Genomic DNA, 24,042 nt, shown 5'->3' with positions numbered 1-24,042 from the left:
TGACGAAGACCGCATACTCAATTGCCGAGCGAGATCCCGGCTGACTTCACCACCGGCTCCCATTTTCTGATTTCGGCGCGCATACGCTCTTTCAGCTTTTCCGGCGTGCCGCCGATGGCGTGCAGGGTTTGCGCCTGAAGCGCTTTCTTGGAAGCGTCTTCCTGCAGCCACGCGTTTGCGACCGCGTTGAGCTTCTGCACGATTTCTTGCGGCATGTTGGCCGGACCGAGCAGCGCGACGAACGACGACGCTTCGAAGTTCTTGAACCCCTGCTCCATCACGGTCGGCACGTCAGCAAGCTCGGGCATCCTCTGCGAGGTTGCCACCGCGATAGCGCGCACCGTGCCCGCTTGAATGAACGGCATGTAGCTCGGAACAAGGTCGAATGCGACATCGATGACGCCGGCCACGAGGTCTCGCGTCACGGCCGGCGACCCTTGATAAACAATGCTCGTGAACTTGCGTCCCGCCGTTTCGGCGAACAGCTCACTCGCCATGTGGCCCATGCTACCCGTTCCTGCGTGACCAAAATTCAGCTTGCCCGGATTGGCTTTGTCGTAGTCGAGCAGCTCCTTGAGGTTATGAATCGGAAGCTTGGCATTGACGACGACGAACAGCGGGACCTCCGCGATCAAGGCGATCGGCGCCAGATCGGTCAGAGGATTCGCCTGAAGGGTCTTGAACAGCAGCACGTTCGTGGCGACCGGGCCTGAGGTGGAGAACAGCAGCGTGTGACCATCCGGCGCGGCTTTCGCTGCAGCGACGGCGCCGATGTTTCCAGTCGCTCCCGGCCGATTCTCAATGACGAATGCGCTGTTGAATTCGGCCCGAAATCGCTCCGCCATCAGTCTGGCCACGATGTCCGTGCTGCCGCCGGCGACAAACGGTACGATGATGGTCACCGGGCGCGAGGGCCAGTCCTTCGATTGGGCCGGTGTGGCGCCCACCATGACCAGCGCAACGACGATCAATGCATGCTTGATGCAGAACATCGGGGCTTCCTCCGGATATTTCTTTGGCGCAGGCAGGCGCCGGCGCCTTGTGGCGGCCGAGCTTGAGCCGGCCGCCGGCCGCCAGCCACATTTCGTTTCTGAAATTTCGCCAAATGAAATTTGGTCGTCCGAGGAAAGGGCCCCGCGCGTCAGGTCGAGAGAGGACCAGATCGCGCAATGCGGGCGCCGTTCGACCACCCTCGATCGGCTTCGGATGTGGGCTTCGGGCGGGTCAGCCGCTTCGAGATCTCGAGACCGATCTGCTTCACCTGACCAAGGTGGTTGCCCACCGCTCCTTCCAACGTCAGCGCGGATGAAATGAACGTCAGGCCAACGGTCGCGACCACCCGCGTGTCCTCGAAGACCGGAACGGCTATCGTGTTCGAGACCGGGCGAACCCGCGGATCGCGCGTCGCGTAACCCTGCGCGCGGGTCTCCGCCAGAATCCGGCGGACGGCAACGGGATTTTGCGCAAACGCATCCTCCGGCTCGGAAGAGATATTGACGGCCTTCAGAATGATTTCCCGCTCATCGTCCTCGCAAAATGCCAGGAACGCGCGCCCGAGCGCCCGCGTGACGAAGCTGAGCCGCATATTGATCGATGAATGCAGCAGCGCCAGCGGCGAGCGCGGCACCGTGCTGTAACGGATCACGACGGCGTTGCCGTCCGGGACGGAAACAGCCATCGGCCATTTCACCTGACTGGTCATCGCATCGAGCAGTGGCGCGGCCGCTTCGACGATCTTGGGCACGCTGTGATACCCGACCGACAGCGACTGCACTTGCGACGTCAGGTAGTATGCGCCGTGCTTCGGCGCGTGACACACCAGCCCCTTCGCTACAAAGGTGCGCAACAGCCGCACGATGGAAGGCTTCGGTATCCCGGTCTGTCCATGCAGTTCGTCGATGGTGGAAATCGGCCGCCTGTTCAAGGCCTGGAGGAGATCGATCGCGCGGGTGACTGCACGAATTGGAGATGATCCCATGGGGCCCCGCCAAGAGCGCTGCTTCGATTTTCAGATGGTCTTCCATCGCACTTGATGGAGTGCACGGGCAGGTTAACGCGGCGGGGCGCGCATGACCAGCGCGGGTTACCCGCCGCCGGACCGCCCCGGCGGCAACTTCTCGTCGGCATCTGCGTTCTAGATCCAGGCCGCCGTTCCTTTGGAGGCGCCCCACAGCGATTGTTCAAGGGAGACGATCGATGCGTCGTGTTTCGATTCTTGCTGTTGCCGGTCTCGTGGTGACCGCGGTCGCCGCGGCCAGTCCTGCGCAAGCCAACTACTCGCTGATCCGCTGGGAAGGCACCGGATTCTGCCAGATCTGGGACGACAACATTCCGACCCGTCCGTTCCCGTCCAACTACACGCGGATCGTAGCCTCGCTGCCGACGTTCTTCGACGCGCTCAGCGTCAAAGAAGGCATGATGCGCACCGGCACCTGCAATTTCTGACGCGGGCAGAGAGCGCGCCACCCGGACATCGTTCGTTTTGTCCGGACGATATTCACTGCGACATCTCGACATCCTTTGCCGCGGCGAAGCAAAGGAACGATCGTCCGAACACCCGCGTTGATGGCCGGCTCATCAACACGCGAGGCTTCCAATGAAGACGATTGTTGCAGCGATCGCGATAGGCGTCAGCACCTCAGTCGTTCCGGCGGCGTTCGCCGGCAACACATCGTCAAACTCGAGTTCGAACACCTCATCGGATTCCGGTTCGCATGGCTCGTCCTATCGGCACACCCACAACTGGAGTGTGGACTCCGATGACGGACGCCGCCGGCGCGTGATCCGCGGCTCGACCATTATCGATCGCTACACGCCGAACTATCGCAATGACCGGCCGCGCCGCTTCCGGATCGAGCGCGATGACGACGACTGACGCTGCCAGTTCGCAGAAGTTCGAAAGCGTCTTCCTGCTGCTGACGCCTTTTGACAGCTGGCCGCTACATAAAGGTGACGTCTCCGCCGGCTAGATGGTCCCTTGCTTGACCTCTTGCAGGTTTTATGTTCCCTTTATGTTCTCAATCGTCAGTGCAGGGAGTAGCGCCATGAACACCGCAGACATCGCCAAGGAATTCACTGCCGCGCTCAAGGCCGGCAAGTTCGAGGAAGCTGAGAAATTCTGGTCCGATGACGTCGTCAGCATCGAGGCGATGGAGGGTCCCATGAAGGAGGCCCGCGGCCGGCCCGCCGTCCACGCCAAGGGCGAATGGTGGACGGCCAACCACGACGTCCACAGCTTTGAGGCATCAGGCCCGTATGTGAACGACGACCAGTTCGCGCTGTTCTTCTCGATCGACGTCACGCCAAAGGCGACCGGCCAGCGGACCAAGATGGATGAGGTCGGCCTCTACACCGTGCGCGACGGCAAGATCGTGGAAGAACGATTCCTGTATTGATGGTTCTTACGACCTTGGTCGTTTGAAAAACGCATCGTTTCGCCCGGCCGTGGCGAAGCAATCCAGTTTGCATACGCCGCTCTGGATTGCTTCGCCGCTGAAGCTCTTCGTACGCGCTTCCTAACCCACCAGGTATCGCACAAAGTTCGCCCAGGCTTCCGTTGACGATAGCAACAGCCGCAGCGCCTGCGAAACGATGATTGCGAGGCCGCCCCAGATCCACACCGGATGCACGCGGGCGCGCGCCGCGAGATCATAGAGAATGCCGGCCACGATGAAGGCATCGGCCGCGGCAAAAAAGGCCAACGGGCCCGCATCGAACATGCCTGGCATCCGCGCGGTCGCCGCATCAAGAATGGCGATGGTCGACAGCAACATCAATCGCTTGTGCGCCTGTGCGTTGTTTCGCTGCCAGATGCCGAGGCCGACGAAGCCGGCGAACATGATCACGCCCGCCATCGGCAACACCAGGAATTGTTCGGCCGTCAGCCCGGGAGGTACGGCGCCGCGCTTGATCGTGGCAATGCCGAGCTGCGGCCCCGTCACGACGATTGCGACCGCGACCAAGGCAAACAGCCAGCCGAACGCGCGATGCGCGCTGATCGATCGCGCAGCGATCAATGAGGCTTGCAGCACGCAGCCGAGCATCCAGGCAGTCATCATTGCGGCGTGGACGAGAATAAATGGCGTGAGCGGAGGGCCGTTGAAGCCGGCCTTGCGGAGATAGAAGCTCGGGGCGAACCCCGCGAACACCGTCATGGTCATCGCAACGGTCATGCCGACGTAGAACCAACGATCGCGGTTGATACCGATCGGAGGTGCGGTCATCGTTGTCATGAAGAGTCTCTCGGTTGAAGAAGGAAATGGCTCTCAACCGGCGGCAACGTCACAACGCCTGCCCCATCGCGACTTCAGGTGTTTTGCGCGGGAAGTGCGATAGCTCATGGCTGTCAAATCCGTGCCGTACGGTTGCACCAGTACCGGCGGACTCTGCAGAAGCTTGAGCACGCGATCCGTGACATCTCTCACATTGGCGAGGGCCGCGTTGTCCGTTCACGACGCTTGCGCGCTCGCTACTCGGGTTCGCGAAGCGCCAGAGGACCTTTCGGCCAGGCCGGAACCCAAAAAAAGCGGCCCGGACGATGAGGTCCGGGCCGCTTTAACGTGTGGGATGTCGAAAGGCTTATGCCGCCGCCTTCTTCGCGGCCGTCGGGACTTCCGAGATTGTCTTCAGGATCTGCGAGGCAATCTGGTATGGGTCGCCTTGCGAGTTCGGTCGGCGGTCTTCGAGATAACCCTTGTAGCCGTTGTTGATGAAGCTGTGCGGCACGCGGATCGACGCGCCGCGATCAGCCACGCCGTAGCTGAACGTATCGATCGACGCGGTCTCGTGCTTGCCGGTCAACCGCATGTGGTTGTCGGGACCGTAGACCGCGATGTGATCGGCACGGTTCTTCTCGAACGCCTTCATCAGCGCCTCGAAATACTCCTTGCCGCCGACTTCGCGCATGTACTTGGTCGAGAAGTTCGCGTGCATTCCGGAGCCGTTCCAGTCGGTATCGCCGAGCGGCTTGCAATGAAACTCGATGTCGATGCCGTATTTCTCGGTGAGACGGAGCAGCAGGTAGCGCGCCATCCAGATCTCGTCGGCGGCCTTCCTGGAGCCCTTGCCGAAGATCTGGAATTCCCACTGGCCCTTCGCGACTTCTGCGTTGATGCCTTCGTGGTTGATGCCAGCCGCAAGACACTGGTCGAGATGCTCCTCGACGATCTCGCGGGCGACGTCGCCGACGTTACGGAAGCCGACGCCCGTGTAATACGGCCCCTGCGGCGCAGGATATCCGCTTTCCGGAAAGCCGAGCGGCCGGCCGTTCTTGTAAAAGAAATATTCCTGCTCGAAACCGAACCAGGTGTCAGGATCGTCGAGAATGGTCCCGCGGCTGTTGGACGCGTGCGGCGTGACGCCGTCCGGCATCATCACCTCGCACATGACCAGAGCGCCGTTGGTGCGCGCCGGGTCCGGATAGACCGCGACCGGCTTCAACACGCAATCCGAGCTGCGACCTTCCGCCTGCATGGTCGACGAGCCGTCGAACCCCCACAGCGGAAGCTGCTCGAGGGTCGGGAAGCTCTCGAATTCCTTGATCTGCGTCTTGCCGCGAAGGTTGGGTGTCGGCGTGTACCCGTCGAGCCAGATGTACTCGAGCTTGTACTTGGTCATTATCGGTCTCTCTCACTCCATGAGTTGGTGATGCGAGGGTGAGCAACCCTCTCCGAAGCCTCCTCTGATCACCCGGCATGTCTTGGGTCACCAAAAGCGCCTCTTAATAAGCATTTAACGTGCCAATCGGCGGCTGGCCGGCGGGCTGCCTACGCACACCGGCAGCAAAGCCGGCGACTTGGCCAATCGGGGATGCGGCGGCGGAAAGCTGACCGATTTCATCGCAGCACGACTGGGCCGGAGGCCATGTGCCGTGAAATTCATCAGATGGAAACATGCTCCGCCGACGCGCAGCGCGGGTAAATGCACATAATTTTCGCATTTCCTGCCTTTTGCAGTGCATTTTGCGAACTGGACGTGCATCGCCTGTTACAATCACTATGTGACTCGTCCGTTCGACGGGGCGGACGAAGATTTTCCGCTCACAGACAAGGAGATGGACAATGAGCACCAGCTCTGTCCGAAGTACGGCCCAGATCATCCAGTTTCCGACCGGCGGCCGCAGGGTGCCGGCGCAGGAAAAGCAGGTTACATCCCTGACGGATCTGGAATTGCAGGCGGCAGCGGCGATCGCTGTCGGCGACGCGTGGTATCACGACGCGGCGGTTCAGGACGCTCGACGCATGAGCGAGCGCTGATGCGGTATCGAAACCACGTATCCGGTAAGCGAGAGGGCCGACACGAAAGTGGATCGGCCCTCTCCTTTTTTGAGGCGACGCAACCTGAACCGTGCACAGAGTTGATTGCGGACGTCGCTCTCTTCCTGTCAGCGTTTGCTGGTCATCCGAACCGCGCTCGGCTTCGCTCGCGCGCCTTCTCCGCTTCGACCTCGCGATCGCGTGGCGGCGCGTTGGACTGAAGATCTTCCAACAATCGCCGCGCGACGTCGGACACATCGAGCACCGCGCGATTGAACGCGGCGGCATTGGCCGCCGACGGTCGGTTGAAGCCCGAGAGCTTGCGTACGAATTGCAGCGCCGAGGCGTGAATTTCCTCACGCGTCGCGGGCGGATCGAAATTGAAGAGCGTTTTGATGTTGCGGCACATGACGAACTCCCGGTGGCCACGAACTCCCAATGGCATCCGACTAAGATGGGACAACGAGGCCGGCTATGCCATTAAGATTTTGTTAACCAAACCGGGCCACGCTCCTACTTGGGTAGGGGGCCAATCTCTGTGATTCTGTTCCATGTCGTTTGGGACAGGCGTTGGGGGGTAAACATGGCCCATCAGGTTCTTACGCACGCATCCGACGCGCCGCATTCAAGCGCGCCCGTTCCACTGCCGGTCGGCGCCACCGTCGCCGACGTCGAACGCGAATTGGTGTTACAAACGCTTGCCAGTTGCAACGGCAACCGCACCCATGCCGCGCGCGTACTCGGCGTCTCCGTGCGAACGCTGCGCAACCGCATCAGGCTATATACGGCCCGCGGCATCGAGGTGCCGGCGCACAGCTAGCGTCCACGATTCTAGCGTTCGCATGACGACGATCTCGTCTGCGAACGATAGAATCAGGAGAGACGCTGGCAACTTCATGACATGAGTTCCGCTCCTGGATTTGAGGCGCGTACGCATGTCTCGCGGCAATGGGAGCCGCGAACGTCCATCCAGCGTACTGGCGCCGCCGCGGACCGCATGTCACGGACGATCGCAAACGCCTGCAGTCACCCCACTTTGCGGAAATCCGGCTGACGTTTTTCTGCGAACGCCTTGAATGCCTCCCCTGCCTCCTTCGAAAGCAGCCGCTCCTCGAAGATTCCGCGTTCGCGTTCGGCCGCAGCCTTCACCTGCTCGGGCTCGCGCATCAGCCGCTTGGTCGCGCACAGCGAGCCGAGCGGCTTGTCGGCGAGCTTCTTAGCCAACGCCAGTGCTGTGTCGCGCAAGGCTGCGCGCGGCACACAAACATGCGCGAGGCCCCACTCCACGCAAGTCTTCGCCGGGATCGGCTCGCCAAGCGTGAACATCGCATAGGCGCGCGACCAGCCGATGCGTTTCGGGATGAGGTAGCTGGAGGACGCTTCCGGCACCAGCGCGAGGTTCACGAAAGGCGTGCGCAGGCTTGCCTCTTCAGCCATGCAGATCAGATCGCAATGCATCAACATCGTCGTGCCGATACCGACCGCGGCCCCCTGCACCGCGACGATCACCGGCTTTTCGATGCGGCCGAGGCCGCCGATCCAGCGGGTGGAATTGCGCGGCCCGCGCGGCGCGCCGCCCTTGTTGGCGGCGGCGAAGTCGCCGATGTCGGCGCCGGCGCAAAATACATCACCTTCCGACTGCAAGAGCACGACGCGGACGGCATCATCCTTCTCCGCGCGCTCGATCGCATCGGCAAGCCCGCCGTAGGCCTCGTTCGACAGCGCGTTCTTTCGTTCCGGCCGATTGAGCGTGATCGTCATCACACCCTCGGTCACCTCCACCAGCACCACTTGCGACATGTTCGATTTCCTTCCCTGTTCCCTATGCGCCGTCTTCACGCATACTTCGCGTCGCGCTCGAGCAGCTCGATCGAGATCCCTTGCGGGCTGCGGATGAAGCAAATGCGAAGTCCGGGGCGGGCCGTGACAGGTTCACGCGTGAACTCGACTCCCTTTGCTTTCAGCTCGGCAGCAACCTTGTCGAGGTCGCGCACGCCGAGGCCGAAATGCTCGAAGCCTGCGTAAGGAATGGCCGGCGTCGGGTTGATGCCGTCGCCCTCTTTCACCTGCGTGACGATCACCTTCGTTCCGCCAAGCAACAGGTCGGCACGCGCCTCGCTCACCTTTGTGCCTTCGACGTTGCTCGCGCCGAGCTTGTCCTGGAGCCAGGCGGCCGTGCCGGGAACGTCATAGGTGCGGATGTGGGTATGGTCCCAGGTGTATTCGGGCATGCGTGCCTCCTCGATTGTTCTCGTTGGAGTCCCTCCTGCTTCCAACGTTCGCAAGACGACGTCGTCGCAAAGTCGTGCGAACGTTAGAAGCGGGACAATGGAGGTAACATAACGCGGAATTTCTGCCGCGCGAAGGCGCGCGACAGCGGATCAGTCGTGCTCCATTTCACCCATGTGCTTCTGCGAATAGAGCTCGACGCCAATTCTCTTGACGAGGTCGATCTGGGTCTCGAGGAAGTCGATGTGCTCCTCTTCGTCATGCATCAGCTTCTCGAACAAGTCGCGGGTGACGTAATCCTTGACCGAATGACAGTGCGTCGCCGCCTTCTCATAGAGCGCGCGGGCGGAGTATTCCGCCTTCAGGTCGCAGTCGAGGACTTCCTTGACGTTCTGGCCGATGTGCAGGGGATCGAGCACCTGCATGTTCGGAAAACCGTCGAAAAAAATGATGCGCTCGACCAGTTTGTCGGCGTGCTCCATCTCCTCGATGGACTCCTTGCGCCACTTTTTGGCGAGATCCTTCAGGCCCCAGTTGTCGAGCAGACGGTAATGCAGCCAGTACTGGTTAATGGCGGTGAGTTCGTGCCGCAGCGCCTTGTTGAGGAAATCGATGACTTTGGTATCGCCCTTCATGGCAGCGCTCCTGTTCCGGCTTTGCCCCTGCTCAAGCCAATTTAGAACGCTTCTAAATCAGATTGACGCCACGGGCAAGCACTCTCCAGGAAAGAGCGTGCGCTTATTGATTTTGCAATTAATACAAGGTGTTAGGCTGCGGATATCTGCGTGACCTGCAGACTGACCGAGACTTCGGCCTCAGGGTGGTGCGCTGCGTGGGGGCATCCCGCGGCGCACTCCCGGGCACAGGCGCCCAGCGCGTCCTTGATGATCTTGTTGATGGTCCGGGCACAGCGTCCGCATTCTGCGCTGCAACCGAGGCAGCCATAAACCTGCCGTGCCGTGCGCGGCTGGCCAGCCGCGGCGCTGACTGCGCTGCGGACGTCCTCATCGCTCAAAACATTGCAGGAACAGACGATCAAGGCGGCTTCCAAGGGTGATGCGACTTCTTCGATAGTGAAGCCTCCGACAGTGCGCAAAGCAAAAAGGTTCAGTTTCAAGGTATTCCAAACTGTCGCGAGCCCGTTCGAGAAATCTGGAATGAGTCTAAACAGGCCTTTGGGGCAGACCCGCCCTGGGCCGTCGCCTGCGGGATCGCAGCCGCGGAATGGATTTAGCCACAAGCCTGGACATCACCTCAGCACACTCACCGTCCTGCGTTCGCGCCAGATGTTCGCGCGCGTTCGACAACATCGGCGCGATTGACTGTGACAGTTCGCGACGCCGATCGAGATCATCAGTGTTGTGATGATCATGGACGTCCAGGCATTCGCCGCGGCGACGACTTGCGGCGTTTGTCGCTCGTCACACTCCATCGTTTGCCGTTCTTGCTCATTCACGCGTGTAAGCGTCGGCCACGTTTCGCGAGAAATTTAAGCATAGTCGGCCAGCACGCGACGTGAGCTTGCGCGCAGCGTACGCGAGCCATCGTGACTTAACTGACTGCGCTAATCGTTGATCGGCGTGCAGCGAATCACTACATCTGAGCGTTCGAGAGTCTCAAACCTTGGAGATCAGTACGCAGATGGCGGAGCAGCCGATCCTTGCAGCTGGAGGCATCGTCGTCCGCGGCAACACGCGGCCGACGATCGCCGTAGTGCAGCTGCGCAAGGGTGACTGGGTGCTGCCGAAGGGCAAGCTCAACCGCGGTGAGGACGCGCTCGCCGCTGCTCAACGCGAAGTCCACGAGGAGACCGGCCAAACGGTAACCGTGAAGGAATTCCTCGGCACGCTCTGCTATGAGGTCAACGGCCGTCAGAAGATCGTTCAGTTCTGGCGGATGCATCCGAACGGCGGACCGGCGCGCGAACTGATGCGCGACATCAGGCAGGTCGCCTGGCTGCCGCTCGAGAAAGCGATTCGCAAGCTGGCACGACCGCACGAGAAGGCGTTTCTTGCGAGCGCGGGCCCGGTGGCCATCAAATCGCACCGCGAGACGACGGCGATCCGGATGCTGCCCCCAGCCGCTCCGCCCGAACCCGCGGCAATCGCTGCTGCGGTATCGCTCGCGGCGATTGCCGCCGATCGTACGGTGACCTCACAACGCAACGTTGTCGCCCGTGCGCTGCGCTGGCTTCGGCGGAACAAGGTCTGACGCAGCGCCGATCGCACAAGCCGAATTCTTGCCGGATTTTGCAGGTTTACAATGTGGCGGGAATCCGGCCCGCATATTCATCGTGCGTTAAAACGCCGTGTGCGTATAATGGCGCGACGTTGGCCCTGTAACGCTCATCTCCGGTCGATTTGCAAGGTAAGGGGAAGATCATGACGAAGACAATGTTGGCTCTTGCGACGGCTGCGACGCTCGCCGTCACCGCTGTAGCAGCTCCGGCCCCTGCCGAAGCACGTGGCGGACGTGTTGCTGCCGGCGTGATTGGCGGTCTGGCCGCCGGCGCCCTCATTGGCGGCGCGATCGCTTCAAGCCGGCCCGCCTATGGCTACCCGCCGCCGGCCTACTACGCTCCGGCTCCCGCCTACTACGGACCGTCGTGCTATTGGAGCCGCGAGCGGTTCTGGGACGGCTATGGGTGGCGCATGCGTCGCGTCCGCGTCTGCTGACGGCAAGGCTCGAATGCCGATCTCGAGGAAAGCGCCCTGCGGGGCGCTTTTTTCGTGACGGAAAGCGCCATAACGTTTCGCGTCGCGACCACGTTTCCGCCCGAATACCTGCACCTTGATCCTGTTTGTTGATATCGGAACCGCTATACTGCGGACTTGAAAACTGCCGGGACGCTCCCGTCGCACACCTGAAAGGCGGACTGTATGAAAAAGGTTGTCATCGCCCTTGCCGTAACGCTGCTCGCCGGCGCCGGCACGCTCGCGGCCACCAGCGAGGCATCGGCGCAGTACCGTCACCGGCACCACCATCATCATCATCGCGGCCCGGGCATCGCTCCCCTGATCGGCGGCCTCGCCGCCGGCGCCATCATCGGCGGCGCGATCGCCTCCAGCCGCCCGGCCTACGCCGAGCCGCCGCCGGCCTATTACGCGCCACGTTATGCGCCGGCGCCGGTCGAGTACTACGAAGAGCCCGCGTGCGCGATCGAGTCGCAGCGGTACTGGGACGGCTTCAACTGGCGCGTCCGCAACGTTCGGGTCTGCGACTGATCCCTGACGCGCTGACGGCTGAAGCTCGCGACAGCCCGGCGGACCACCGCCGGGCTTTTGCTTGTCATTCACTGCCCGCCATCCACTGCCCGTCATCGCGCCGTCATGGCGCGCAGGCTTTCGGCGTTCGGCCAGCAGTCAACCTTGAGCCTCGCCTGCTTCTGAAAGGCGCCCAGCGCAGCACGGGTCTGCATGCCGGCCTTGCCATCGATCTTGTCGTTGTAGAGGCCGATGCGCGCGAGATACTTCTGCATCGTCTCGACGTCAGCAGTGCGCATCTGCTGCGTCGCTGACCATGGCGTTACGAATCTGCCGCGACCAGCGATTCGGTCGGCAAGGTGGCCAACGAACAGAACGTAGAGATCTGAGAAATTGTAGTCCTTGATGACGAAGTAATTCTTCGTGGTCAGGAACGCCGGACCGTAGATGCCTTCCGGCTGCAGCAGCGAGGCTGACTGCGCCTGCTCGCTCCCCGTGAGCCGCGCGCCGTCCGCGGGAACAAAGCCGGTGCCAATCCATTCGCCGATCGGACGGCTGACTTCCGGCACGCCCAGTGTGCAGTCGGCGCCCTGCGGGGCGCGCACCTCATAGGCCCAGCGCAACCCCGGCTGCCAGCCCTTGCTCCTGAGCTGCTTCGCGGTGATGGCGAGCGCATCCGGCACGGAGTTGAAGATGTCGATGCGCCCGTCGCCATCGAAGTCGACAGCGTTCTTGTAGAATTCCGACGGGATGAGCTGCGTCAGTCCGATCGCGCCCGCCCATGACGAGCGCATCTGCGGCGAGCCGTAGCCGTCCTGCATCATCTTCAGCGCCAGCACGAACTCATTGCGAAACTGCTCCTTACGCCGGCCGACATAGGCCTGTGTCGCCAACGTGCGGATCGCGTTGTAGGTCGGTTTGAAGCGGCCGTAGTCGGTCTCGCGGGCCCAGATCGCAAGCACGATCGCACCTGGCACGCCGAAGTCGCGCTCGATGCGATCGAGCGTGGCACGATGCTTCTGCCGGACCTCGCGGCCGGCAGCCGCGAGCCGCGCGATGCTCCCCTCGTTCAGGTAATCGGCCGGCACCTGCACGAACTCGGCCTGGGGCGCCAGTTGCGGCTTGCGACCGGGCAGTTCGAGGTCGGGCAGCTTGTCGTCCGGCTCAAGGCCGCGCGTGGCCGCTTCAAACGTCGCACGCGACACGCCGGCGCGTTCCGCATCGCTTCGGAGCGAAGCGATAAACCGGGTGAACGCCGGATCCACGGCATGGGCCGGATGCGCGCGCACGAAAGCGGCAAGCGCAAGGATGGCAAAGGCGCAGGCGCGTAGGCGCCTCAGGGGTGCGCGGGCGCGCGTCAATGCTTGGCAGACTTATGCGCTGCCTGTTCAGCAGCGCTGGAGATACGTTCGACATAGGCGATGCCGATCGCCGATATGATGAAGACCGTATGGATGATGGTCTGCCACATCACGCCGGTTTCGGTGTAGTTCGTCACCCTGCCGCCGCCGCCGCCGAGATTGCCCGCCTCGATGAAGGTGCGCAGCAGATGGATCGACGAGATACCGATAATCGCCATCGCCAGCTTGATCTTCAGCACGCTGGCGTTGACGTGACTGAGCCATTCCGGCTCGTCCGGATGGCCTTCAAGGTTGAGCCGCGAAACGAAGGTCTCGTAGCCGCCGACGATCACCATCACCAGCAGGTTCGAGATCATCACCACGTCGATCAGACCGAGCACGGCGAGCATGACCTGCTGCTCGGTGAAACTGAACGCGTGCGACGACAGGTGCCAGAGTTCCTTCAGGAACAGCACGACATAGACAATCTGCGCGATGATCAGGCCGACATAGAGCGGCAGCTGCAACCAGCGCGAGCCGAAGATCAGCATGGGCAACGGGCGCAGCTGGGTGCCTGGCGGCGGCAGCGGGGTCTCGGGAGCCATGGACATGAACGGATCTCGGATGGTGCTGAGGTGACGCTGGAATCGCGGTGAGGCCCGTTTCTAGCCGATCATTTGTGACGGCGTCGAGGCCGTGGGACAACGCGCGGCAAAAGGCCCACCAGGAAAGGCTTCGCATCGGCGCAATGCGCGCGTGGACGCAGATGCGCTTCCTCGCTAGTGTCCCGAATCCGAAGTTCGCCGTACTTTGCAGCGAGCTCAGAGCGGCCCTCGGATTCGATCAGGACACTAGCAAGTTTATGATTCTAGTGTCGTTTATGGATCAGAAATTCGCAGGTTGGACTCGCGGCAACGATGGCGCGAATTTCTGATCCACGACACTAGCGTAGTGTCCGGCCGACTCGGCGCAAGCGGCGGGAGCCTTCGTCATGATGGTCGCGGTGTTCGCAACGATGTTGCTGGCGCTTCTCGCCGGCCGCTACGGGCCGGGATGGCTCGCCATTCTATCGCTGGTGGCATGCTTCGGTCTGTCGGTCGGGCTGTTCCTTTTCGAAATCTACAGCCCGGACTATGGCTTCCGCATGCCCTGGCTGCAGACCCGGCTCGACAGCAACCTGCCGGGAGCCTGAGATGAGCGCCGCGAGCTTGAGCCGACAGCTGCCGGCGCTGCTGAACGACCTCGCATTGCTGGCGATGATGCTGGTTCTTGCCGCCATCCTGACGGCGGCGATGACGCTGCAGTACGCCTACGGCGAACTGCCGTGCCCGCTGTGCCTGCTGCAGCGGGTGGCGATGTTCGGCGTCTGCTTCGGCATCATGCTGCACTTCCGCCGCGGCTACTCGGTCCGCAACACCGGCGTGAGCCTGCTGTTCGCGCTGTTTCTTCTGATCGTCTCGGTGCGCCAGACGCTGCTCGATATCTATCCGCGCCCCGGTCACAGCTACATTGGCAGCACGGTGCTCGGCCTGCACATGCCGGTCTGGTCGATCCTCATTGCGCTGGCGATCCTGCTCGCCTTCGCGATCAAGCTCATCGTGCTTGGCGGCGGCGAGCATCTGCGCGACGCGCGGCCGTTGCCCGTGTTCCACGCGCTTGCTGGATTGCTGAGCCTTTACGTGATCGCGCTTTGCGCTATCAATTTCGTTTCAGTCATCCTGCAGTGCGGATTGGGCGAATGCCACACGTTCGGCTACAGGCTGCTGTGAAGGCACTCACCTCGTCAGCTTCTTGTACTTCACCCGGTGCGGGATGATGCTGTCCTGACCGAGCCGTCGCATCTTGTCCTTCTCGTAATCCTGGAAGTTGCCTTCGAACCATTCGACATGGCTGTCGTCCTCGAAGGCGAGGATGTGGGTGGCGATGCGATCGAGGAACCAGCGATCGTGGCTGATGATGACGGCGCAGCCGGCAAAATCCTCGAGCGCCTCTTCAAGCGCCCGCAAGGTATCGACGTCGAGATCGTTGGTCGGCTCGTCGAGCAGAAGCACGTTGGCGCCGGACCTCAGCATCTTGGCCAGATGCACGCGGTTGCGCTCGCCGCCCGAAAGCTGGCCGACTTTCTTCTGCTGATCCGCGCCCTTGAAGTTGAATGCCGAACAGTAGCCGCGCGAATTCACCTCGCGCTTGCCGAGCAGGATCTGGTCGTTACCGCCGGAGATCTCCTCCCACACCGTCTTCTTGCCGTCGAGTGCGTCGCGTGACTGGTCGACATAGCCAAGATGCACGCTCTCGCCGACCGTGATCGTGCCCTGGTCCGGCTGCTCCTGCTTGGTGATCATTCGGAACAGCGTGGTCTTGCCGGCGCCGTTCGGACCGATCACGCCGACGATGCCGCCCGGCGGCAGCTTGAAGGTGAGATTGTCGATCAACAGACGATCGCCAAACCCCTTCGACAGCCCTTCGAAGTCGACGACGTTGTTGCCGAGCCGCTCGGCCACCGGAATGACGATCTGCGCGGTCTGAGTCTGCTTCTCGTTCGCCTGCTTGATCAGATCCTCATAGCGCTGGTAGCGCGCCTTGGACTTCGCCTGCCGCGCGCGCGGCGAGGACGCGATCCACTCCTGCTCGCGGGCCAGCGTGCGCTGATGCGCCGCCTCCTCGCGGCCCTCCTGCTCCAGCCGCTTCTGCTTCTGCACCAGCCACGAGGAGTAGTTGCCCTCGTAAGGGATGCCGCGACCGCGATCGAGTTCGAGGATCCAGCCCGTGACGTTGTCGAGGAAGTAGCGGTCGTGGGTGACGATCAGGATCGCGCCGGGATAGTTGCGCAGATGCCCCTCGAGCCATGACACGGATTCGGCATCGAGATGGTTGGTCGGCTCGTCGAGCAGGAGCAGTTCCGGCTGATTCAGCAGCAGCCGGCACAGCGCGACGCGGCGACGCTCGCCGCCCGAGAGCTTGGACACATCGGCGTCGTCCGGCGGACAGCGCAGCGCATCCATCGCCTGGTCGACCTTGCTGTCGAGATCCCACAGGCCCTGGGCCTCGATCTCGTCTTGCAACTTCGTCATCTCGTCGGCGGTCTCGTCGGAATAGTTCGAGGCCAGCTCGTTGTAGCGGTCGAGGATCGCCTTCTGCTTGGCAACGCCTTCCATGACGTTTTCGCGAACCGACTTCGACGGGTCGAGTTGCGGCTCCTGCTCGAGGTACCCGACGCGCGCACCTTCGGCGACCCAGGCCTCGCCGTTATATTCCTTGTCGATGCCGGCCATGATCCGCAGCAGCGTGGACTTGCCCGAGCCGTTGACGCCGAGCACGCCGATCTTCGCGTCCGGATAGAAGGAGAGATGGATGTTATCGAGAACTTTGCGGTTGCCCGGATAGGTCTTCGAAAGCCCCTGCATGAAGTAAATGAACTGCCGCGCCATTCCCGGTTCCCGCTTGTTCGCGCATGGTCCGCCAAATGCGTAAGAGGTTTGGCGACTGGCTCATGCGCAGCTTTAAGGGTTTAGGGCGCGATCGGAGGCAAAGCCGGCGGGCCTGTTGCTGGTCGCGCTCTGTGTTCTGTAAATGTGCCGCTGATTTAGCGGCGCGATGCCCAAAGAGCAAGGTGTGGAACCGAATCCTGCAGCTTTTTGGCGACAACGGTAACAATTCATCAACCTTACCCACCGAAGTTCGCGCCTTTCATCAAATCTGTAACGCATTTTAATCATTTCCGACCGACGTTGACCGCTTAAACGCCAGAACGGCGGAGCGGATCATGGCAGTCGCCCACACATCGCTGAAGCAGGCCTCGCTGGCAAAGCCGGCGCGGCGCAACGCGAGCTGGCTCCGCGGCGTCGCCGAGTTCTTCGCCGATTTCCAGCGCACCGTCCTCGACACCTACCATCCCGAGCGGCACTACATGCGCGGCCCTGGGCCGGCCTGCGCGGCAAAACAGCTCGCGCTTGGCGAGCATGATCGAACCGCCGCTGAGATGCCGGCCCTCGTCAATCACATCAAGCGGCGCCGGCAAGTCTGTCGATAAGTCGATCGATGATTTGACGGCTTGCTCCCGACCGTAATGCAAGCCACGATGATCTCGTGAAAGAAGACGGCGCGGAAATGCCGCGAACGGGAGAAGATCAATGACGCTGCGCTGCGCGATCCTCGACGATTATCAGAACGTCGCCCTCAAGATGGCCGACTGGTCGCCCCTCAAGGGCAAGGTCGACATCACCGTCTTCAACGACCATCTCGGCGATGCGTCGAACGTGATCAAGGCGCTGCAGGATTTCGACGTCATCTGCGCGATGCGCGAGCGCACGCCGTTTCGTCGCGAGACGGTGGAGGCGCTGCCCAAGCTCAAGCTGCTCCTGACCTCGGGCGCGCGCAACGCCTCGTTCGACATGGACGCACTGAAGGAGCGCGGCGTGACCGTCTGCGGAACGGGCGGTTTCGGCAATCCGACCGCGGCGATTGCGATCGGGCTGATGCTGGAACTGACACGAAAGATCGGCTTCGAAAACGCGCGGATGAAGGCCGGCGAAAAGTGGCAGGTGACGCTCGGGCAGGATGTGGAGGGACGGACGATGGGTATCGTCGGCCTCGGCAAGCTCGGCTCGCGCGTCGCCGCGATCGCCAAGGCACTCGGCATGAAGGTCAATGCCTGGAGCCAGAACCTGACAAAAGAGAAATGTGAGGAAGTTGGCGTCGGCTACCTTCCCAAGGAACAGCTGATGGCGACCTCGGACGTCATCAGCATCCACGTCATCCTGAGCAAGCGCACCCGTGGTCTGATCACACGCGACGATCTCGCGCGGATGAAGCCGTCGAGCTATCTGATCAACACCGCACGCGGACCGATCGTCGACGAAGACGCCCTGCTCGACATGCTGCGCGAGAAGAAGATCGCGGGCGCGGGCCTCGACACCTATTCTGTCGAACCGCTGCCGGTCGATCATCCATTTCGCAAGCTCGACAACGTCATCATCACGCCGCATCTCGGCTACGTGACCGAGGAAGGCTATCGCAAGTACTACAGCGGCATGGTCGAGGACATTCTTGCCTGGATGGACGGCAAGCCAGTCCGCGTGATCGGATAAGCCCGGTGCCCAGTGTCCCGTGCTTTTCTTTGAAAGGCCGCAGGAGAGCAGGCGGTGAGGCTGCGCGTCCCCCGCTTTCGCGGGGGCACGCATGTCGTGCTGAAAACTACCGGATCGTCAGCGGCGGCGGCAGCGGCTGGACCGTTGTCGCGTCCGAGCGCGCGTCGCCGCGATAGACTTGCGGCTGGCCGGAAGCGGGCTGCGCGCCTGCAGGCGGCACGTAGCTGGTCGGCGGATAGCTCTGCTGGCCGCCCGGAGGGGCAAGGTTGGTCGGAACCTGGGCGGCGGCAACCGGTGTCGACTTGTTACCCGGCAGCACCACGACGCGGGTTCCCACCTTCACGCGATCGAACAGATCGGTGACATCCTCATTGAGCATGCCGACACAGCCGGACGAGACGAACTGGCCGATGGTCGAGGGCTGATTGGTGCCGTGAATGCGGTAGACCGTGTTGCCGAGGTACATGGCGCGCGCGCCGAGCGGGTTGCCGTCGCCGCCAGCCATGAAGCGCGGCAGATACGGCTGCCGTTCGATCATCTCCGTCGGCGGATGCCAATCCGGCCACTCGGCCTTGCGGGTGATCTTCTGCACGCCCTCCCAGGTGAAGCCGTCGCGACCCACGCGCACGCCGTAGCGAATGGCGCGGTTGCCGCCGAGCACGAGATAGAGATGCGTGTTCGCGGTATCGACAACGATCGTGCCGGCCGGTTCCTTGGTCGCGTAGTATACTTCCTGCCGCTTCAGATGCGGGGGAAGCTCCTTCGGTGCGCCGACCTCCGGCTGATCTTCCGGAGGCAGCGCTGCAAGCGTCGTCGCCGGGCGCGACGGATCGCGCGCGGCGCCGGGAGCCGCGCCCTGCCCGCTGACACCTGCGGGCGGCCGCATCGCATCCTGAACGGCAGATCCGGCCGGCGGACCGCGGTCGGAATAGAGCGGCGGCGGACCGGACGGCCGGTCCGAGTAGATCACGGGCGGCGGGCCCATCGGGCGGCCGTAGCGGGGATCATTAGGCGATAGCACGGGACCAGGCGCCGGCGTCGCAATGGAACCGATATCGTCATCGTCTTCGTCACCGAACGCATCGAAGTTCGGCGGCGGCGCGCTCTGCCCGCGATAAGGTTCGGTGGCAGAATAGTGCTGCGGCGGTGCGTAGACCTGGGCGTGCGATACGGAACTCGCCGTCATACCTGCGGCGGCAAGAACCGCCAGAACCACAAACTTACGCTGAGCCATCGTCGTCCCTTCGATGAAACGTCAGATATAGCTGCACATGGCAACTAAGCGGTTAACGGGCCAATCGCCCATGATCGCGGCGCATTCAAGACGTCGGGCAGGAAAAAGCCCTTCGTGACCGCATGAACTTGGCGTGCGTGGCCCAAATACCGCACGTTTGCGGCCAAAAGCCGCCAAGTCCTTTGGCGAACACAACTTTTTTGCGGCGTTTTCGACAGCTTGCGCTATCGTGATCACATCTGATTCGCGTGCGCCTCGCGCCACCGTCAGGGCGGTACAGAAGCGGTTGCGTTGCGTATCAGCAAAGAGCCGCGCCGGATCTGCGGCGCCTCCTGAAACGTGGCTGCCGGAGCGGCCTCACCAACGATCAAGGGCAAGAGCGACGGCATGCTTCCCGGATTCCGCATCCTGTTTGCCATTACATGTCTTTCGGTGTCGGTCCTGATCTTCGGTCTCGGCGCGGCCGCCTTCCTCCGTTCAGCGCACGAAAACATCGCCAGCGCGCGCTGGCAGCCGATCGAAACATCGGAGCGAGTCGATCTCGCGCCGCCGACGCTCGCCATGCTGCGCGTGGAGCCTGAGCCCACTTTTCCTGCGCCCGCGCCGATCGAGCTGCCCGCAGCGGCCGCCGTACCCCTCGGCGACGAAGCCGCCGCAGAAAGGCCAGCCGCCCAACCCGCCGCTTCCTCGCCGGCGCACACAGGGCAGGCCGAACAGCCTGCGCCGGCGGAGCCGGTCGCCACGTCAGCAACGCCTGCGCCGCAGCCTGCCGACGAGCCGCCGATCGCAGCACCGCCGCTTCCGCAGGAAGCCGCACAAGATGCGTCCGTTGTGCCGGCAGCCGCCGAGCCAAAGATGGCGGCGCCGACAACCGAGGATACGGCAGCCGTTGAAAAGAACGAGCCGCCGTCAGCAGCACCGACCGTGGCGGCGCTGAGTGAAAACCAGGCCGTACCTCTAGAGAATCCCGACGCCGCTGCAGCCACGCCGGTCGTACCGACCCGGGATGCGACGGCGGAAACATCGGCAAGCGCGGCGAGTGCAAGGCCGGCGGTCGCCGGCGCCGACACATTGAAAGATGACGACAAGGCAATCGAAGCCGCACCACCGGCAAAGATCGCAGCGTTGGCCGAACCAGCCCTCGCCAACGTCGCGCCATTGCCGCAGAAGGAGGTAAGGATCCCCGTTCCCCGCATCGATCCGGCTGAGATTGAAGCGCAACGGCAGCGCGCACTTGCGCAACAGCGCTCTCGCACCCGGGCCCTGCAGGCCAGACGCATCGCCGCCGCGCGCGCCCGCGCTGCAGCGCAGGCGGCCACCGCGGCAAACTATCCGTTTGGCATGCCGGCCACGACAAGCGCGAGTTCGCGCTGAAGGCAGGCGCTGCACATTGAGGGACGTCAGGGACGCGCAGGTCCAGTCGAGACCTCCGGCCCGTCCGGCAATCCCCACTCCGACCAGGAGCCGTCGTAGAGCGCCGGATTTTCGATCCCGAGGCGATAGAGCGCAAGTGTGAGGACTGCGGCCGACACGCCCGAACCGCAACTCGTCGCGATCGGCTTTCGCAGATCGATGCCGATTTCGGAGAACGCCGCGCGCAGTTCATCGAGCGGCTTCATTGTGCCTGTCGTCGCATCGAAGAGAATGTTGTACGGCAGGTTGCGGCTGCCGGGAATGTGCCCTGGACGCAAGCCCGGGCGCGGCTCCTGAACGCTGCCCTCATAGCGTTCGCGCGACCGCGCATCGATGACCTGCTCGGCCTTGCTGGCAAGATTTGCGATCATCTGCTCGATGCTGCGGACGCGCCGCGCATCAAACGTCGCCTTGAAGGTCGCCGGCTTGATCATGACGTTGCCGCCTTGCACCGGATGGCCCTCGGCGATCCACTTCTTCAGTCCGCCGTCCAGCACACGTACCTTCTTCTCGTGGCCGAAGGTGACGAACATCCACCACGCGCGCGGCGCGGCGACCCAGCCGCCGGAGTCGTAGAGCACCACCGTGTCGGCGTTGCCGATGCCGAGCGTGCCGATGTCGCGGCCGAATTGCTCGGCGTCGGGAAACATGTGCGGCAGCGAGTTCGCATGATCGGAGATCGCATCGACGTCGAAGAACACCGCGTGCGGAATGTGCGCGCGCTCGTAGTCCTCTTTCGGCAGCGGTGTCACGCCCGGCATCTTGAACGACGCATCGAGAACCTTGAGGTTCTTGTCGTGCAGATGATCAGCAAGCCATTTCGTGGAGACGAGAGGATCAGTGGTCATGGACGCGCTCCGGTAGCGTCGTGGTTCAGAAATTCGCTCCATCGCTCGCCGCGACTCCGAGGAGCGAATTTGTGAACCCATAAACGACACTACAATTATGATCTTGCTAGTGTCCTTGTCGAATCCGAAGTTCGCTCTGAGGGTGCCGCGAAGTGTTGCGAACTTCGGATTCGGGACACTAGCCTCAGCGCGATGACGTCAAACTACTTCTTCGTCTCCGGCGACTTATCGCCGGCCGCCTTCTTCGGCTCGACTTTCTCGACCGCACCGCCCGCCTCGCGCCATGCCGTGAAGCCACCGCCAAGGTGCGCGACCGGATTCAGGCCCATTTCCTGGGCGACCTTTGCGGCAAGTGCCGAGCGCCAGCCGCTCGCACAGTGGAAGACGAACTTCTTGTCTTCCTGAAAGATCGGCTTCGCGTAGGGACTAGCCGGATCGATCCAGAATTCCAGCATGCCGCGCGGACATGAAAACGCGCCGGGAATACGTCCCTCGCGTTCGATCTCGCGCGGATCACGCAGGTCGATGATCACGGTGTCCTTCAGATTTGAACCGCCTTGCGGAAATTGCTTGACCGCATCGGCAGCCGGGATCGTCTCGACGACGGCGTTCGCCTCATCGAGCATGGCCTTGTATCCACGCTTGATGGTTTGCGGCATGGCGACTTCTCCCTCACGGCATTTGGGTCCCCGCTTTCGCGAGGGACGACGACAACTACCGCACCAGCTCGCGCATTGCGGCGTCGAGACCTTCGATCGTCAGCGGGAACATGCGATCGTTCATCGCTTTCTTGATCACGCTGATCGATTCCGAATAGCTCCAGTGCTTCTGCGCCACCGGGTTGAGCCAGACCACGTGCGGATAGAGCCGCGTGATACGCTCGAGCCAGACGGAGCCGGCCTCCTCATTCACGTGTTCGACCGAGCCGCCCGGCATGACGATCTCGTACGGCGACATCGACGCATCGCCGACGAAGATGATTTTGTAATCGTGCGCGTATTTGTGCATCACGTTCCACGTCGGCGTGCGATCGGTGAAGCGTCGCCGATTATCCTTCCACACGCTCTCGTAGAGGCAATTGTGGAAGTAGAAATACTCCATGTGCTTGAACTCGGTCTTTGCCGCCGAGAACAACTCCTCGCAGGTGGCGATGTGCGAATCCATCGAGCCGCCGATGTCGAAGAAGATCAGCACCTTCACGGCATTGCGCCGCTCGGGGCGCATGTGCAGGTCGAGATAGCCCTGGTTGGCGGTCTTCTTGATCGTGGTGTCCAGATCCAGCTCATCCGGCGCGCCGGTGCGCGCGAATTTTCGCAAACGACGCAGTGCGATCTTGATGTTGCGGATGCCGAGCTCGATGTTGCCGTCGAGGTCCTTGAACTCGCGCTTGTCCCAGACCTTCACGGCCGAGAAGTTGCGGTTCTTCTTCTGGCCGATGCGGACGCCGGCCGGGTTGTAGCCCTCGGCGCCGAACGGCGAGGTGCCGGCTGTGCCGATCCACTTGTTGCCGCCCTGATGGCGACCCTTCTGCTCCTCGAGGCGCTTGCGCAGCGTTTCCATGAGCTTATCCCAGCCCATGGCCTCGATCTGCTTCTTCTCTTCCTCGGTGAGATACTTGTCGACCAGCTTTTTCAGCCACTCTTCCGGGATGTCGGCCTTGTCGAGTGCGTCGAGCAGGCTTTCCAGCCCTTTGAAGGTCACTCCGAACACGCGGTCGAATTTGTCGAGGTTGCGCTCGTCCTTCACCAGCGCCGAGCGCGACAGATAGTAGAAGTTCTCGACCGACTGCTCGGCGAGATCCTTGTCGAGCGCCTCCATCAGCGTGAGATACTCACGCAGGGTGACGGGAATCTGCGCCTCGCGCAGCGAAGAGAAGAATTGCAGGAACATGGCTGCAGAGTGTGACGGGACCGTGCGCCCGTCAAGTCAGCCAAGCTCCTGCGCCACCGCCCGTCACCCCCGCGCCACGCAAACCCTTACGCGGCGGAAGCAGAGCTTGTGGCGGGCGTGTGCTGGACCGGGCCGCCAATTCCTCTACACTGACGGTTCCGGCGGCCGGAATGCGAGGCTCCCCGGACATTGAAAGCGGCCAAGACCACCTGGTCGTGGCTCGTTCATTAGAGTTCGGGGAGTTTGATGGTTGAATCTGTAGTTGCCTGGCTGATCGTCGGAGCGATTGCGGGCTGGCTTGCCGGCCTGATCGTCCAGGGCGGCGGGTTCGGCCTGATCGGCAATATCGTCGTCGGTATCGTCGGCGCGGTGGTAGCCGGCTGGCTGCTGCCGCAACTCGGCCTCAACCTCGGCACGGGCATTGTGCGAGCGATCATCAACGCTGCGATCGGCGCCATCATCGTGCTCGTCATCATCTCCCTCATCAGACGGGCATGAAGAAGGAATTGTAAAACGCTGATCGGCTGCCCGATCGCCCCGAGGG

30 protein-coding genes are annotated in these 24,042 nt (G+C 62.4%); 14 read left to right on the top strand and 16 right to left on the bottom strand.

Translation table 11 applies throughout. The annotated features are described in order from the left end of the window. Window positions 1-17: 17 nt before the first annotated feature. Both RCO31_RS08705 and RCO31_RS08700 read right to left on the bottom strand, forming a co-directional pair. Window positions 18-992 (bottom strand): tripartite tricarboxylate transporter substrate binding protein, encoded by a 975-nt coding sequence (locus tag RCO31_RS08705; protein ID WP_308967912.1) that lies wholly within the window; start codon window positions 990-992, stop codon window positions 18-20. A 149-nt stretch (window positions 993-1,141) separates the two neighbouring features. Beyond that, on the bottom strand, window positions 1,142-1,978 hold the full coding sequence (locus RCO31_RS08700; protein WP_308967911.1) for a DNA-binding transcriptional regulator: 837 nt from the start codon (window positions 1,976-1,978) through the stop codon (window positions 1,142-1,144). Between the two features lie 218 nt (window positions 1,979-2,196). On the opposite strand from RCO31_RS08700, the gene RCO31_RS08695 reads away from it, so the two are divergent. The 3 genes from RCO31_RS08695 (at window position 2,197) to RCO31_RS08685 (ending at window position 3,395) form a co-directional block, all read left to right on the top strand. Then, the gene (locus tag RCO31_RS08695) at window positions 2,197-2,445 is read left to right on the top strand and encodes a hypothetical protein (protein WP_308967910.1); all 249 of its coding nucleotides are present in this window, start codon (window positions 2,197-2,199) and stop codon (window positions 2,443-2,445) included. Window positions 2,446-2,596: 151 nt separating this feature from the next. Then, complete coding sequence (locus RCO31_RS08690) at window positions 2,597-2,875, top strand: hypothetical protein (protein WP_308967909.1); 279 nt, start codon at window positions 2,597-2,599, stop codon at window positions 2,873-2,875. A gap of 169 nt (window positions 2,876-3,044) precedes the next feature. Beyond that, window positions 3,045-3,395 (top strand): nuclear transport factor 2 family protein, encoded by a 351-nt coding sequence (locus RCO31_RS08685; protein ID WP_308967908.1) that lies wholly within the window; start codon window positions 3,045-3,047, stop codon window positions 3,393-3,395. A gap of 120 nt (window positions 3,396-3,515) precedes the next feature. Here the strand turns inward: RCO31_RS08685 and RCO31_RS08680 are convergent, their stop codons facing one another. Together RCO31_RS08680 and RCO31_RS08675 are read right to left on the bottom strand one after the other, a co-directional pair. Then, window positions 3,516-4,232: a hypothetical protein gene (locus RCO31_RS08680; RefSeq protein ID WP_308967907.1), complete on the bottom strand. Its 717-nt coding sequence runs from the start codon at window positions 4,230-4,232 to the stop codon at window positions 3,516-3,518. A 346-nt stretch (window positions 4,233-4,578) separates the two neighbouring features. Beyond that, complete coding sequence (locus tag RCO31_RS08675) at window positions 4,579-5,616, bottom strand: glutamine synthetase beta-grasp domain-containing protein (protein ID WP_308967906.1); 1,038 nt, start codon at window positions 5,614-5,616, stop codon at window positions 4,579-4,581. 443 nt (window positions 5,617-6,059) lie between these two features. Between RCO31_RS08675 and RCO31_RS08670 the strand changes: the two genes are divergently transcribed. Then, window positions 6,060-6,254 carry a DUF2735 domain-containing protein gene (locus RCO31_RS08670; RefSeq protein ID WP_308967905.1) on the top strand — a complete coding sequence of 65 codons (195 nt, stop codon included), beginning with the start codon at window positions 6,060-6,062 and terminating at the stop codon, window positions 6,252-6,254. A 142-nt stretch (window positions 6,255-6,396) separates the two neighbouring features. On the opposite strand, the gene RCO31_RS08665 is transcribed toward RCO31_RS08670, so the two are convergent. Then, window positions 6,397-6,663 carry a DUF2277 domain-containing protein gene (locus tag RCO31_RS08665; protein ID WP_308967904.1) on the bottom strand — a complete coding sequence of 89 codons (267 nt, stop codon included), beginning with the start codon at window positions 6,661-6,663 and terminating at the stop codon, window positions 6,397-6,399. A 174-nt stretch (window positions 6,664-6,837) separates the two neighbouring features. Between RCO31_RS08665 and RCO31_RS08660 the strand changes: the two genes are divergently transcribed. Continuing rightward, window positions 6,838-7,074: a helix-turn-helix domain-containing protein gene (locus RCO31_RS08660; RefSeq protein ID WP_308967903.1), complete on the top strand. Its 237-nt coding sequence runs from the start codon at window positions 6,838-6,840 to the stop codon at window positions 7,072-7,074. 206 nt (window positions 7,075-7,280) lie between these two features. Here RCO31_RS08660 and RCO31_RS08655 read toward each other — a convergent pair whose 3' ends face one another. The 4 genes from RCO31_RS08655 to RCO31_RS08640 form a co-directional block, all read right to left on the bottom strand. Next, window positions 7,281-8,054, bottom strand: coding sequence for an enoyl-CoA hydratase (locus tag RCO31_RS08655; protein ID WP_308967902.1), 774 nt, complete (start codon window positions 8,052-8,054; stop codon window positions 7,281-7,283). Window positions 8,055-8,089: 35 nt separating this feature from the next. Beyond that, window positions 8,090-8,485, bottom strand: a complete 396-nt coding sequence (locus RCO31_RS08650) for a VOC family protein (protein WP_308967901.1) — start codon at window positions 8,483-8,485, stop codon at window positions 8,090-8,092. Between the two features lie 150 nt (window positions 8,486-8,635). Then, a complete protein-coding gene (gene bfr, locus RCO31_RS08645) occupies window positions 8,636-9,118 on the bottom strand; it encodes a bacterioferritin (protein ID WP_308967900.1) in 483 nt (160 codons plus the stop codon). A 131-nt stretch (window positions 9,119-9,249) separates the two neighbouring features. After that, window positions 9,250-9,522 carry a (2Fe-2S)-binding protein gene (locus RCO31_RS08640; RefSeq protein WP_308968038.1) on the bottom strand — a complete coding sequence of 91 codons (273 nt, stop codon included), beginning with the start codon at window positions 9,520-9,522 and terminating at the stop codon, window positions 9,250-9,252. A 602-nt stretch (window positions 9,523-10,124) separates the two neighbouring features. On the opposite strand from RCO31_RS08640, the gene RCO31_RS08635 reads away from it, so the two are divergent. From RCO31_RS08635 to RCO31_RS08625, 3 genes are all read left to right on the top strand, one after another. Then, on the top strand, window positions 10,125-10,694 hold the full coding sequence (locus tag RCO31_RS08635; protein WP_308967899.1) for an NUDIX domain-containing protein: 570 nt from the start codon (window positions 10,125-10,127) through the stop codon (window positions 10,692-10,694). 170 nt (window positions 10,695-10,864) lie between these two features. Further along, window positions 10,865-11,158, top strand: a complete 294-nt coding sequence (locus RCO31_RS08630) for a hypothetical protein (protein ID WP_308967898.1) — start codon at window positions 10,865-10,867, stop codon at window positions 11,156-11,158. A gap of 204 nt (window positions 11,159-11,362) precedes the next feature. Next, the gene (locus tag RCO31_RS08625; protein ID WP_308967897.1) at window positions 11,363-11,707 is read left to right on the top strand and encodes a hypothetical protein; all 345 of its coding nucleotides are present in this window, start codon (window positions 11,363-11,365) and stop codon (window positions 11,705-11,707) included. 92 nt (window positions 11,708-11,799) lie between these two features. Here RCO31_RS08625 and RCO31_RS08620 read toward each other — a convergent pair whose 3' ends face one another. Together RCO31_RS08620 and RCO31_RS08615 are read right to left on the bottom strand one after the other, a co-directional pair. Then, on the bottom strand, window positions 11,800-13,026 hold the full coding sequence (locus RCO31_RS08620) for a lytic murein transglycosylase (RefSeq protein ID WP_374991456.1): 1,227 nt from the start codon (window positions 13,024-13,026) through the stop codon (window positions 11,800-11,802). A 17-nt stretch (window positions 13,027-13,043) separates the two neighbouring features. Beyond that, window positions 13,044-13,637: a TIGR00645 family protein gene (locus RCO31_RS08615; RefSeq protein ID WP_308967896.1), complete on the bottom strand. Its 594-nt coding sequence runs from the start codon at window positions 13,635-13,637 to the stop codon at window positions 13,044-13,046. 380 nt (window positions 13,638-14,017) lie between these two features. Between RCO31_RS08615 and RCO31_RS08610 the strand changes: the two genes are divergently transcribed. Continuing rightward, window positions 14,018-14,218, top strand: a complete 201-nt coding sequence (locus RCO31_RS08610; RefSeq protein WP_308967895.1) for a hypothetical protein — start codon at window positions 14,018-14,020, stop codon at window positions 14,216-14,218. A gap of 1 nt (window position 14,219) precedes the next feature. Continuing rightward, a complete protein-coding gene (locus RCO31_RS08605; RefSeq protein ID WP_308967894.1) occupies window positions 14,220-14,795 on the top strand; it encodes a disulfide bond formation protein B in 576 nt (191 codons plus the stop codon). Window positions 14,796-14,801: 6 nt separating this feature from the next. Here the strand turns inward: RCO31_RS08605 and ettA are convergent, their stop codons facing one another. Further along, complete coding sequence (gene ettA, locus RCO31_RS08600) at window positions 14,802-16,454, bottom strand: energy-dependent translational throttle protein EttA (protein ID WP_308967893.1); 1,653 nt, start codon at window positions 16,452-16,454, stop codon at window positions 14,802-14,804. Between the two features lie 335 nt (window positions 16,455-16,789). On the opposite strand from ettA, the gene RCO31_RS08595 reads away from it, so the two are divergent. Both RCO31_RS08595 and RCO31_RS08590 read left to right on the top strand, forming a co-directional pair. Further along, the gene (locus RCO31_RS08595; protein WP_308967892.1) at window positions 16,790-17,056 is read left to right on the top strand and encodes a hypothetical protein; all 267 of its coding nucleotides are present in this window, start codon (window positions 16,790-16,792) and stop codon (window positions 17,054-17,056) included. Window positions 17,057-17,156: 100 nt separating this feature from the next. Then, window positions 17,157-18,113, top strand: coding sequence for a D-2-hydroxyacid dehydrogenase family protein (locus RCO31_RS08590; protein WP_308967891.1), 957 nt, complete (start codon window positions 17,157-17,159; stop codon window positions 18,111-18,113). Window positions 18,114-18,219: 106 nt separating this feature from the next. Here the strand turns inward: RCO31_RS08590 and RCO31_RS08585 are convergent, their stop codons facing one another. Further along, window positions 18,220-19,347, bottom strand: a complete 1,128-nt coding sequence (locus RCO31_RS08585) for a L,D-transpeptidase family protein (RefSeq protein ID WP_308967890.1) — start codon at window positions 19,345-19,347, stop codon at window positions 18,220-18,222. Window positions 19,348-19,734: 387 nt separating this feature from the next. Here RCO31_RS08585 and RCO31_RS08580 point away from each other — a divergent pair, with 387 nt between their 5' ends. After that, window positions 19,735-20,721: a hypothetical protein gene (locus tag RCO31_RS08580; protein ID WP_308967889.1), complete on the top strand. Its 987-nt coding sequence runs from the start codon at window positions 19,735-19,737 to the stop codon at window positions 20,719-20,721. Between the two features lie 26 nt (window positions 20,722-20,747). Here RCO31_RS08580 and sseA read toward each other — a convergent pair whose 3' ends face one another. The 3 genes from sseA to RCO31_RS08565 all read right to left on the bottom strand — a co-directional run bounded on the left by sseA (window position 20,748) and on the right by RCO31_RS08565 (window position 23,498). Then, on the bottom strand, window positions 20,748-21,608 hold the full coding sequence (sseA, locus tag RCO31_RS08575; RefSeq protein WP_308967888.1) for a 3-mercaptopyruvate sulfurtransferase: 861 nt from the start codon (window positions 21,606-21,608) through the stop codon (window positions 20,748-20,750). A gap of 203 nt (window positions 21,609-21,811) precedes the next feature. Then, window positions 21,812-22,267: a rhodanese-like domain-containing protein gene (locus RCO31_RS08570; protein WP_308967887.1), complete on the bottom strand. Its 456-nt coding sequence runs from the start codon at window positions 22,265-22,267 to the stop codon at window positions 21,812-21,814. Between the two features lie 55 nt (window positions 22,268-22,322). Continuing rightward, window positions 22,323-23,498 carry a VWA domain-containing protein gene (locus tag RCO31_RS08565; protein WP_308967886.1) on the bottom strand — a complete coding sequence of 392 codons (1,176 nt, stop codon included), beginning with the start codon at window positions 23,496-23,498 and terminating at the stop codon, window positions 22,323-22,325. Window positions 23,499-23,744: 246 nt separating this feature from the next. On the opposite strand from RCO31_RS08565, the gene RCO31_RS08560 reads away from it, so the two are divergent. Beyond that, complete coding sequence (locus tag RCO31_RS08560) at window positions 23,745-23,996, top strand: GlsB/YeaQ/YmgE family stress response membrane protein (protein WP_374991451.1); 252 nt, start codon at window positions 23,745-23,747, stop codon at window positions 23,994-23,996. The last annotated feature ends 46 nt before the right edge of the window (window positions 23,997-24,042 follow it).

This window comes from Bradyrhizobium sp. LHD-71 (assembly GCF_031157255.1).
GTDB lineage: Bacteria > Pseudomonadota > Alphaproteobacteria > Rhizobiales > Xanthobacteraceae > P52-10.
Note: the sequence above shows the minus strand (reverse complement) of the source record. Positions and strands in the feature narration are given on the sequence as shown.